This window comes from Achromobacter sp. GQ309, from assembly GCF_059759315.1.
In genome coordinates, this window is sequence record NZ_JCAXDP010000001.1 from 271,802 (window position 1) to 282,517 (window position 10,716).

The 10,716-nt window shown below is 65.1% G+C and carries 7 protein-coding genes; 3 read left to right on the forward strand and 4 right to left on the reverse strand.

Translation table 11 applies throughout. The features are described 5' to 3' along the window. Window positions 1-11: 11 nt before the first annotated feature. The 4 genes from AC6CIE_RS01390 to AC6CIE_RS01405 form a co-directional block, all read right to left on the reverse strand. Complete coding sequence (locus AC6CIE_RS01390) at window positions 12-1,973, reverse strand: 3-hydroxyacyl-CoA dehydrogenase NAD-binding domain-containing protein (protein WP_498090859.1); 1,962 nt, start codon at window positions 1,971-1,973, stop codon at window positions 12-14. Then, complete coding sequence (locus AC6CIE_RS01395) at window positions 1,970-3,262, reverse strand: acetyl-CoA C-acetyltransferase (RefSeq protein ID WP_498090861.1); 1,293 nt, start codon at window positions 3,260-3,262, stop codon at window positions 1,970-1,972. Before AC6CIE_RS01395 ends, AC6CIE_RS01390 begins: the two co-directional genes overlap by 4 nt. Before the next feature lie 12 nt (window positions 3,263-3,274). Next, complete coding sequence (locus AC6CIE_RS01400; RefSeq protein WP_498090863.1) at window positions 3,275-5,623, reverse strand: acyl-CoA dehydrogenase; 2,349 nt, start codon at window positions 5,621-5,623, stop codon at window positions 3,275-3,277. A 78-nt stretch (window positions 5,624-5,701) separates the two neighbouring features. Continuing rightward, window positions 5,702-6,385, reverse strand: coding sequence for a TetR/AcrR family transcriptional regulator (locus AC6CIE_RS01405; protein ID WP_239213168.1), 684 nt, complete (start codon window positions 6,383-6,385; stop codon window positions 5,702-5,704). Between the two features lie 378 nt (window positions 6,386-6,763). Between AC6CIE_RS01405 and AC6CIE_RS01410 the strand changes: the two genes are divergently transcribed. The 3 genes from AC6CIE_RS01410 to AC6CIE_RS01420 all read left to right on the forward strand — a co-directional run bounded on the left by AC6CIE_RS01410 (window position 6,764) and on the right by AC6CIE_RS01420 (window position 10,703). Further along, the gene (locus AC6CIE_RS01410; RefSeq protein WP_175126201.1) at window positions 6,764-8,368 is read left to right on the forward strand and encodes a glucosamine inositolphosphorylceramide transferase family protein; all 1,605 of its coding nucleotides are present in this window, start codon (window positions 6,764-6,766) and stop codon (window positions 8,366-8,368) included. 564 nt (window positions 8,369-8,932) lie between these two features. After that, window positions 8,933-9,682, forward strand: coding sequence for a response regulator transcription factor (locus tag AC6CIE_RS01415; protein ID WP_175138027.1), 750 nt, complete (start codon window positions 8,933-8,935; stop codon window positions 9,680-9,682). Between the two features lie 355 nt (window positions 9,683-10,037). After that, window positions 10,038-10,703: a response regulator transcription factor gene (locus AC6CIE_RS01420; RefSeq protein ID WP_191575823.1), complete on the forward strand. Its 666-nt coding sequence runs from the start codon at window positions 10,038-10,040 to the stop codon at window positions 10,701-10,703. The last annotated feature ends 13 nt before the right edge of the window (window positions 10,704-10,716 follow it).

Genomic DNA, 10,716 nt, shown 5'->3' on the forward strand with positions numbered 1-10,716 from the left:
TTGCTGCCGGTCTATTCGGCGCGAGCCGCTGTGCTGCGGTGCTGCTGGGTGCTGCCGTCTTCGTAATGCAAGGGGCCGCCCGTGAAAGGCGCGAAGCCCGTTCCAAAAATCACGCCGGCGTCGGCCAGGTCGGCGTCGGCCACGATGCCGCTGGACACGCGTTGCCGCGTGGCGTCGATCAGCGGCTGGATCAGGCGCTGCGCCAGGCCTGCCGGGGCGGCGGCGGGGTCGCGTTGCTTGACCGGCTTGCCGTCGCGCCAGGTGTAAAAGCCCTTGCCGCTTTTCTTGCCGAGTTCGTTGCGGGCCAGACGGTCTGCCAGGCATCGCGGCGGCGCCGCGCCGTCGGCAAGCTGCGCGCCAGCGTCCCGCGCGATGTCCAGGCCCACGGTGTCCGCCAATTCCAGCGGCCCCATCGGCATGCCGAAGGCCACCATGGCGGCGTCCACGGTTTCCGGCGCGACGCCGTCGTCCACGCTGCGCATGGCCTGCAGCATGTAGGGCGCCAGCACCGCGTTGACGAGAAAGCCGGGCGCGCTCTTGACCGGCAGCGCCAGCTTGTCGATCTGGCCGACAAAGGCGCAGGCGCGGGCTTCTATGGCGGGGTCGCCATCGTCCGCGTGCACGACTTCCACCAGCGGCATCTTGGCCACGGGGTTGAAGAAGTGGATGCCGACCAGACGATCCGGACGGGCCAGGCCCTCGCGGAGCGTTTCGAGCGACAGGCTGGACGTGTTGGTGGCCAGCAGCGCGTCGGGCTTCATGCGCGGCTCCAGCGACTGGTACAGCGCGCGCTTGGCATCGGGCTGCTCGCTGATGGCTTCGATGATGACGTCCGCCAGCGGCACGCCGCCGCCTGCCGGATCCGGGACCAGCCGGTCGAACGCGGCGCGCGCCAGGCGCGGATCCTTCAGGCGGCGCGCGTAGAGTTCGGCGGCGCGCTTGATGGCGGGCGCGATGCGCGATATCTCCTGGTCCTGCAGCGTGACGGTCATGCCCTTGAGCGCGCACCAGGCGGCGATGTCGCCGCCCATCACGCCCGCACCGACCACATGGACGTGACGGGCCGGCGCGACGCCGGGCTGCTTGCCATTGGCCTTCAGGCGCTCCTGCAGGCGGAACACGCGCAGCAGGTTGCGCGCGGTGCCGGACGAAATGATGCGGTCGATCAGGTCGGGCGCCTTCAGCGCATTGCCCCCATGTTTTTCCCAGATCTCCACAATGGCCGGCGCAGCCGGGTAGTGGCCGAGCGGATCCTTGGCCGCGATCTGCTTGCGGGCGCGGTTGGCGACGATGGCCTTGAACGGCCAGCGGTTCAGCAGTCCGCCCAAACCGCGCGCGCGCCGGGCAGGCTTGCGCGACAGCACGGTCTGGCGTGCCGCGGCGAGCAGCAGCCGCGGGGGAACACGCGCGTCGACCAGCCCCAGTGACGCCGCGCGGCGCGCATCGGCGCCGCGGCCGGTCAGCATCATGTCCAGCGCGGCGGGCGCGCCGATCACCTGCGGCAGGCGCAGCATGCCGCCCCAGCCGGGGAAGATGCCCAGCATGACTTCAGGCAGGGCCAGCGAGGCGCCGGGCTGATCGGCCACCAGCCGGTAGCGGCAAGCAAGTGCCAATTCAAGGCCGCCGCCCAGGCAATGACCCTGGATCAGCGCCAGCGTGGGATAGCGCACGCCGGCCAGGCGATTCATGAGGTTCCAGCCGCGCGACACCAGCCCGCGCGCCTGCTCGGGCGTGTCCAGGGTGGCGAATTCGTTGACGTCGGCGCCCACGATGAAGCCCGTGGCCTTGCCGGATTGGATGATGAGGCCTTTGGGCGGATCGGCGTCCAGCGCGTCCAGCACCACGGAGAGTTCGGCCATCGTGTCGGCCGACAGCGCGTTGACCGCGCTGCCCGCGCGGTCGAAGGTCAGCCAGGCAAGTCCGTCGGGGTCGCGATCCAGGCGCCAGTGGGAAAGCGTGTCCAGTGTCGTCATGGGCGGTCCTCGTCCAGGGTTTCGACCAGCATCGCGCCGCCTTGACCGCCGCCGATGCAGATGGCCGCCATGCCGCGCCGGGCGCCGCGGCGCTTGAGCGCGTGCAGCAGATGCAGCACGATGCGGGCGCCAGACGCGCCCACCGGGTGGCCGATGGCGATGGCGCCGCCGTCGACGTTGAGCCGTGAGGGGTCCAGGTCGCCCCAGGCAGGTGTGCCGAAGTTCTGCTGGCAGTAGGCCTCGTCCCGCCACGCGGCCAGGCAGCCTAGCACCTGCGCCGCGAAGGCCTCGTTGATCTCCCACAAGTCCAGGTCATTCAAGCCCAGGCCGTGGCGCTGCAGGATCGGCGTGGCGGCATGCACGGGGCCCAGCCCCATGATCGCGGGATCCAGCCCGGCCCATTGCGTATCGATGATGCGGCCCAGCGGGCGCAGGTTCCATTTCTGCACGGCCTCTTCCGAGGCCAGCACCAGCATCGCGGCGCCGTCGGTGACCTGCGAGCTGTTGCCTGCGGTGATGTTGCCCCAGGGCTTGTCGAACACGGGCTTGAGCTTGGCCAGCTTGTCCGGCGTGGAGTCGTCGCGCACGCCGTCATCGTGGGGATGCAGCTTGCCCTGCGTGTCGATGAGCGGCGTGATCTCGGGCATGCCGGCCGCGCGCGCCGCGAGCGCGCGCTGGTGGCTGCGCGCCGCATAGGCGTCCATCGCGGCGCGGTCGATGTGAAAGAGCGTGGCGACGTTTTCGGCGGTCTGTCCCATCGACAGTCCCACCACCGGGTCCGTCAGCCCCTTGAGCAATCCGATGACGGGCGCCAGGTGTTTCGGTCTGAAGCCGCCCAGCGCCTTGAGCTTGGCGCCCAGGCCGCGCGCGGCATACCAGTGCGACAGCCAACGCACCATGCCGTCCGAAAACAGCACCGGCGCGCGCGACAGCGCATCGGTGCCGCCGGCCAGCACCAGGTGCGAACGGCCGTTCTGGATGTTGGCGATGGCGGAGTCCAGCGCCTGCATGCCCGACGCGCAGTTGCGCATGACGGTCCACCCCGGCACCCGGTCGCCGCAGCCTAGCCGCAGCGAGATCACGCGGCCGATGTTGACTTCCTCGGGCGAGGGCGCGGCGCAGCCGACGATAACCTCGTCCAAATCCGTGGGCGCGTAGGGTTGGCGCAGCAGCAGGGCGCGGCCGGCCTGTACCGCCAGATCCCCGGCGGAGAAGGGTCCCGGGCCCGTACGGGCCTTCAGGAAAGGCGTGCGTGAACCATCGACGACGTAAACCGGTTTGAATGCCATCCGCTTCCTCCCTCAGGCGACTTTGCGTTCGGCCGTGGGCCGGTCTGCGTCGGCGGCGCCGAGGTCAAAGGGGAAATCATCCACTTTGACGACGGTATCGCGCAAGCGGTTGCGGCGTTTGACGACCGCATACTCTTCGGCGGTGATCGCGCCGATGGTGACCGCCGCGTCGGCGATGTCGCGCACGTTGGCTTGCGGATTGCCGTCCAGCACGCCGCGTTTTTCGATCTCGCGGATCTTGGCCTCGATGGGCTCGGCCTCCAGCGTGGCGGCCAGCGCCTGCTCGATCGCGCCCACGGGTTCGTCCGCGGTATCGGGCAGGTGGCAGCCTGCCGTCAGGCGGTCGCGCGTTGCGCTGGGGCTGATCAGCAGCCGGGCCACGTCCTGGCCAAGCTGGTCGGACGGCGGGATCTGGCTCTGGCCCCACGGGAACACGATGCGGCGGATGATCCACGCGACAGCGCGATTCGGGAAGTTGTCCAGCACGCCGTCAAAGGCCTCCTGCAACTTGCACAGCGCGTCCTGGATCGACCAGTGCGCCAGCGGCGCGTCGGCCTTCTGGCGGCCTTCGTCCTCGAAGCGCTTGAGCGTGGCGCTGATCAGGTACATCTGCGACAGCACATCGCCCAGGCGCGCCGACAGACGCTCGCGGCGCTTCAGGCTGCCGCCCAGCACCAGCATCGACGTGTCGGCCAGCAGTGCAAAGGCGGCCGAGTAGCGGCCCAGGAGCTGGTAGTAGCGCTTCATGTCCGGTGCGACGTCGGCGTTGACGGCCACAAAGCGCGCGCCGGTCAGCGAGGTGCCCAGCGCCCGCAGCGTGTTGCGCACCACGAAGCGGGCGTGGCCCCAGAACGCGGCATCGAAATCGTCCAGTCCCTGCTTGCGGTCCGGCGATTGCGCGGCCTGCATTTCCGCCAGCACATAAGGATGGCAGCGGATTGCGCCCTGGCCGAAGATGATCAGGCTGCGCGTGAGGATGTTGGCGCCTTCCACGGTGATCCCGATGGGGATCTGCTGGTAGGCGCGGCCCAGGAAATTGGACGGTCCCAGGCAGATGCCCTTGCCGCCGATCACGTCCATGCCGTCGTTGACGACCTGGCGCGCGCGTTCGGTGACGTGGTACTTCACGATGGCCGACACGACCGAGGGCTTCTCGCCCAGGTCCACCGCGCCCGCCGTCATGGTGCGCGCGGCGTCCATCATGTAGGTGTTGCCGCCGATGCGGGCCAGCGCCTCTTCGACGCCTTCGAACTTGCCGACCGGCATGCGGAACTGGCTGCGCACGCGGGCATAGCCGCCCACTGCGCGCGCCGTCAGCTTGGACATGCCCGTGTTGGAAGAGGGCAGCGAGATCGAGCGCCCCGCGGCCAGGCATTCCATCAGCATGCGCCAGCCCTGGCCGGCCATGGCGGGACCGCCGATGATGAAGTCCAGCGGCATGAAGACGTCAGTGCCGCGCGTCGGGCCGTTCATAAACATGGCGTTCAGCGGGAAGTGGCGGCGGCCGGTGTCCACGCCGGGGTGGTCGTGCGGCACGAGCGCGCAGGTGATACCCAGGTCCTTCTTGCCGCCCAGCAGCCCGTCCGGGTCGTACAGGCGGAACGCCAGGCCCAGCAGCGTGCAGACCGGCGCCAGCGTGATGTAGCGCTTGTCCCAGGTGACGCGCATGCCGATGACTTCGCGGCCCTGCCATTCGCCCTTGCAGACGATGCCGCTGTCGGGGATGGCTGCGGCGTCCGAACCTGCCCACGGGCTGGTCAGCGCGAAGGCCGGCACCTCTTCGCCGCGCGCAAGACGCGGCAGGTAATGGTTCTTCTGCTCCTCGGTGCCGTAATGCAGCAGCAATTCTGCGGGACCGAGCGAATTCGGCACCATGACCGACACGGCCAGCGCGGAGGACCGCGTGGACAGCTTGGTCACGATTTCGGAGTGGGCGTACGCGGAAAACGCGAGGCCGCCGTATTGCTTGGGAATGATCATGCCGAGGAAACCCTCGGACTTCAGGTAGTTCCAGACGTCGGCGGGCAGGTCGAAGCGCTCTTGCGTGACGTTCCAGTCATTGACCATGCGGCAGGCGGCTTCGGCCTGGTTGTCCAGGAAGCGCTGCTCTTCGTCGGTCAGGCGGGGGCGCGGATATGCCAGCAGGCGGCTCCAGTCGGGACGGCCGCGAAAGAGTTCGCCTTCCCACCAGACCGTGCCGGCCTCGAGCGCATCGCGCTCGGTGTCGGACATCTGCGGCAGCACTTTGCGGTACAGGTTGAAGATCGGCGCGGACAGCAGCGCCCGCCGGATGGGGCGCACGCCCAGCAACACGGCGGCCAGGAGCGCAATGACAACCAGCGCGACGATGACTGCGTACATTTTCTTGTCTCCTCGTTGTTCTTCAGTTGCCTGGCGGTGACCGAAGGCGGCTCGCCGGCCTGTTGCGGTGGAAGGCGGTCAGGCGCCTCCGGGGCTTGCGTTCAAGTGCGGCAGAGGCGAGCGCAGCCCACCCAGCAGGAAACTCATCAGGCGCGGCAAGAGCAGCTCGCGGTCGTTGGGCTGTTCCGCCTCGTCGCCGGCCAGACCGGTGACCGAGCGCAGCAGGTCGGTGCCCATGATGGCGTACGACGTCGCGCCCAGCATGAACTGGAAGCGCCAGATGATCTCGGCGCGCGGCACGTCGGGCAGGGCGGCGAACAGCGCGTTGCGGTAGCGCGCGAGCACGTCGGCATATTCCTCGGCAAACAGCGCGCGGATGAAATCCGTGGGGTCGGTCATCGTGCGCTCCAGCAGCGGCAGAAAGGTGCTGCCGGCCTGCGCCGGATCGGCGGCCAGGCGCAGGAGGGTGCCGAAGAACGCGTCCACGATCTGGGAGGGCTTCAAGGGCTTGCCGCCGGATTGCGCCTCGAGTTCGTCCAGAAGGCGCATGCGCTCGCGATTCAGCACTTCCAGGCGGCGTTTGAGCACCGCCTGCACGAGTGACTCTTTCGAGCCGAAGTGATAGTTCACCGAAGCGAGATTCACACCGGCCGCGCCCGTGATCTGGCGCATCGACGTCGCTTCGTGTCCCTGTTGCGCAAACAGGGACTCGGCGGTGTCAAGGATGGTTTCTCTGGTGGACGTGGCGCGGATTTCTTGCATAAGGTTGAATTCAAACGTTTGTTTCAAAGCATTATGCGGGAGGCAGGGATGAGAGGCGAGCCTCTGCTATCCCCAATAGGGTTTACCCCTAACCATGCGCGCGTGATATGTCGGTTTTGCGGCACGTGCGCTTCGCATCGGGCGTAAGGACGAGACCCGCCGGAAAGAAGAATGAGGCGCGACATGTCCGCCAGGTTGAGTTTTGGCCGATCGGCCTCGGACACCGGCCCTAGGATGAATGTGCTCTGGAACGCACGCCCAAAACCCCGCAGTATCAGCGCGAGAACATGAACGCATTGCCCCGGGTGTGTGCCGGGCGGAGGCACCCGCGCAGTCACGGCGCGGCAGGCCAATCGCCCTGATACAGGAGCACGAGAAATGAAGACGTACAAGGTGGGACTGCTGGTTGACGGGTATGAGCAACCCGGCTGGATGCACGAGATGGTTGAGTGGTTACTCCATAGCCAGGATTTCGACCTGACGGCACTGCTGGTGATGAACGGCGAAGCCGCCGATACCGCGCCCAGGCTGAGCGTGAAGGCACTGTTTGGTTCGCTGTCGCGTCTGGAAGGCAAACTGCTGCCGCAGAAGCAGCGGGACATGCTGGCCTGCCGCGACATGCGCGATGGCCTGCAGGAGGCGGGCGCGTCGGTGATCCCGCTGGCGCCGGGGGACGAGGATCCGCACGCGCGCGCCGAGGTCCAGGCGCTAGGGCTGGACCTGGTCATCACGCTGGGTGCGTCGCCGGCCACACGGGCGCAGCTCGCCAGTTGGTCGCGGCTGGGCGTCTGGCAGTTGAGCTATTCCGATATTGCGGTGGCGACAAGCCGATATGCGGGTTTCTGGGAGGTCTTTCAGCGCGAGGATCACACCACCGTGAAACTCTGGCGCGTGGGCGCCAGGCAGGAAGACGACGAGCTTCTGGACCAGCGCAGCTTCAATACGGAAGTGTTCTGGCTGAAGAATCAGGCGCGCGCATTCAGTTTGGGAAACTTCATGGTCTACGACGCCTTGCAGGCGCTGGCCCATGACCGCCCGGGCGTCGCCCCGCCCGCCATGCAGATCATGAGCGGCCCGCGCCGGGCCGATCCGGCGGAGTGGGATAGCGCTGCATATATTGCGCGCCAGGCTTGGTTAATGTCCGATCTCGTTGTGCGCCGCATCATGAAACGCAATGTCCGCTGGCGGATCGGTATGTTTCCGTCTGCACGCCAGCAGGCCGTGGTCTCCGAAGCCATGGTATTGCAGCCGCCAAAGGGCCGGTTTTTCGCCGACCCTTTCGTTTATACGCACGATAAAAAACCATATATATTTTTCGAGGATTACGATTTTACGTCCCGCAAGGGCACGATCTCGGTCGCGACCTACTCGGACGGGGCTTTCCGGCTGCTGGGCACCGCGCTGAACCTGCCCTATCACCTCTCGTTTCCATATATTTTTGAACACGAAGGCGTGACGTACATGGTTCCGGAAACGTGCGGAAATCGCAGTATTGAACTGTGGAAGTGCACTGAATTTCCGCTGAAATGGGAGCTTGACGTTAATCTGATGACCAATATTTCGGCCGTGGATACCATTATTTTTAAACACGGCGAATACTGGTGGCTATTAACAAATATCGACCGGACGGACGGGCAGAGCCATTGCGACGAGCTGTTCGCGTTCTTCTCCGATTCGCCACGTTCCACGACCTGGACGCCGCACGCCTGCAACCCGATCGTGCGCAACCCGATGCGCGCCCGCAACGCCGGAATCGTTGTCTCGCCTGGGGGAGACGTGATCCGGTGCGCGCAGTACCAGGGCTTCTGTCACTACGGCAAGGGCGTCTCGCTCAACCAGATCGAGGAATTGACGCCTTCCACCTATGTCGAAACCGACGGCGAAATCCACTACGCAAACTTCCTGAGAAAACGCCATGCTTCAATGCACCATTGGCATCATCAGGGGGGGCACACGGTATTTGACTTCGCCTATATGGAGTAAATCCGCCTGCGGGCGTGTAAATAAAAAATGTTACCGTTATTTCGAATACAGGGACTGTTCACGGGCTTGATGTGTCTGCGGATACAAGTTGACAGGTTTCCCTCTTCCACCGGCTATTCGACGCCGCGTCCGGCTGATGTCCCGACGCGGCTTTTTTTCGTCTGTAACAAGGGCCAGAGCGCCTGTGCAGGCCGCCCTGACGGGCCGTTTCATAGAGGGAGACACGTCCCCGAAGCCCGTCGCCGCTGGTGAAAACCCTAGCGGCGAAAAGGACGAGATGAACTTCTCATCCATATTTAGGAACGTGATTAAGGCTAACGATTGATTTCTGATTTTGTCGGATTATATCGCCCTGAAACGTCTTGATTTTGACAAATCCGAACCATAAGATGGGTTCCATGCCATCCGTTATGTTGGCTACCAAAGTCGCCCAGCCCAAACGTCCCGGTTCAGCTTCATTAGATATTCCGGGATATGCGGACCACCCCCGCAGGGCTGGATAAAAAATAGTCTTCAGCACAGCGAAGATCCCTTCTAGGCCCGTCGAAAAACCGGGAGGACACCATGGCCAAGATGGTCCTGATTGAAGCTCATCCGCTACTGCGGTTGGGTTTGTGGCAGATTCTTAGCAAGTTGGATGATGTGTGGGAGATCGAGGGGATGGGCCTTGCGGACGTGTCCAAGGCCGACGGCGTGCACGCGGGCGCCGATCTTCTGATCTATGGTTTGCCAGTGGATACCGATGAAGCATGGAGCGCGTTGCACGAGATTCAGCGCGTTCTGACGCCCAAGCGGATTCTGCTTTTGACGGACGTCATGCCCTTGCCCATGCCGGTGCAAGGCCTGCCTGGCGCCAGCGTGTACGGTTGCCTGATGAAAACGGCCTCGGTCGAGATCCTCGAGGCCGCCATCCGCCTGGTGATGGCGGGCGGGCAATGCTTCCCCAGCGAACAGGCGCTGCAGGCTCCGGCCTCCACCGTATGCGCCTTGCCGTCGCGGGACGCGGAAGAAGCCGGCTCGAAGGGCACCATGCCCGTGAGCGCGGGGGCACAGCTCCTGCAGATCACGCCGCGCCAGTACGAAGTGCTGGTGCTGCTTGCACGGGGTTATCCCATCAAGACCGTCAGCCGGATGTTGAACATCTCGGTGGCGACGGCCAAGACGCACGCGTGCACGCTGTATCAACGCCTGCATGTCAAGAACAAGGGCGAAGCCGTTTACGCGGCGCTGCAACGCGGTGCGACCTTGGAATGGCATGAACCGAACGGGCGCGAAGTGGATGCCGGGCAGATCTATGGGCGCAAGCTCGGTTGAGTCAGGTTTGCGCTGCCTGCCCGGCAGCAGGAACGCTCAGTTCCAACGCTGCCGGGGTTGCGCATAGCCAATACGGCTAAGGCATAGAAAGCAGGTGTTCGGGTTGCTGTCACCTCGCTTTCCGCCACCAATCATCCTCCTGAACGAGATTCAGCGAACGTAGCCGCTGATAGCATGAGTTGTGTCCGCAAGCATGGATTGATAGGGCGAATCACTTAGTCTCGCCACTGCAATCCCAAGGCTGCGGACAGGATTCCCTTGAACCTGGCGACGCGCGTGAACCCGCGCCTTGCGCGGCGTCGCGCCAGCGTCATGGGAGCCGTAATGGGCCATGCGTCACAAGGTTCTTCCCGGGATGACAACCGTACTGATCGAAGACTACGCTCTGCTTCGTGTCGCAATTCAGCATGTGCTGGAACGTGTGCGCAACGCCGACGATATCCTGGCCATCTCGCCAGCTCACCTTCTCAATATGTCCAGCTCGATCAACAAGCCAGTGGAGTTGCTGGTGGTCGGTTGCAGCGGCACTGCGGAGCAGGACATCGGGCTTCTTTCCCAGGCGATGGCATTCTTCATGCCCCGGCTGGTGCTGGTGCTGTATTCGGCGATGGACCAGAGCGTCATGGCCGCGTGTGCGCGCGCCGGCGTCGCGGGCTATCTGCCCAAGGCGTCCAGCCCCGACGCGCTGGCCGCGGCCGTCAGCCTGGTGATCGCAGGCGGCGAATGCTATCCCCAACCCGCAGGCAGGCCGCCCAGCACGACACACGCGTCCGTGCAGGAGCTGCGTGAACTTACGCAGCGGCAGGAGGAAATCCTGCAGCTCCTTGTGCAGGGTAAGACGATGCGCGAGATCGGCCAGCAGGTCGGCATCTCGGTCGCCACCGTCAAGAGCCATGCGCGCACACTGTACTGGAAGCTCAATGCGCGCAACCAGGCCGAGGCCGCGTACATCGCGGTGCAGATGGGGTTGGTGCGAAGCTCGAATGGGCAGCCCGCGCCCGGGAAGGGCGAAGCGGGTTGATGCGATGGCGCGA

Excerpts from the sequence above, each read along its gene's own strand:
- AC6CIE_RS01390 (WP_498090859.1), bottom strand. The coding sequence starts at position 1,973 with ATGACGACACTGGACACGCTTTCCCACTGGCGCCTGGATCGCGACCCC.
- AC6CIE_RS01395 (WP_498090861.1), bottom strand. The coding sequence starts at position 3,262 with ATGGCATTCAAACCGGTTTACGTCGTCGATGGTTCACGCACGCCTTTC.
- AC6CIE_RS01400 (WP_498090863.1), bottom strand. The coding sequence starts at position 5,623 with ATGTACGCAGTCATCGTCGCGCTGGTTGTCATTGCGCTCCTGGCCGCC.
- AC6CIE_RS01405 (WP_239213168.1), bottom strand. The coding sequence starts at position 6,385 with ATGCAAGAAATCCGCGCCACGTCCACCAGAGAAACCATCCTTGACACC.
- AC6CIE_RS01410 (WP_175126201.1), top strand. The coding sequence starts at position 6,764 with ATGAAGACGTACAAGGTGGGACTGCTGGTTGACGGGTATGAGCAACCC.
- AC6CIE_RS01415 (WP_175138027.1), top strand. The coding sequence starts at position 8,933 with ATGGCCAAGATGGTCCTGATTGAAGCTCATCCGCTACTGCGGTTGGGT.
- AC6CIE_RS01420 (WP_191575823.1), top strand. The coding sequence starts at position 10,038 with ATGACAACCGTACTGATCGAAGACTACGCTCTGCTTCGTGTCGCAATT.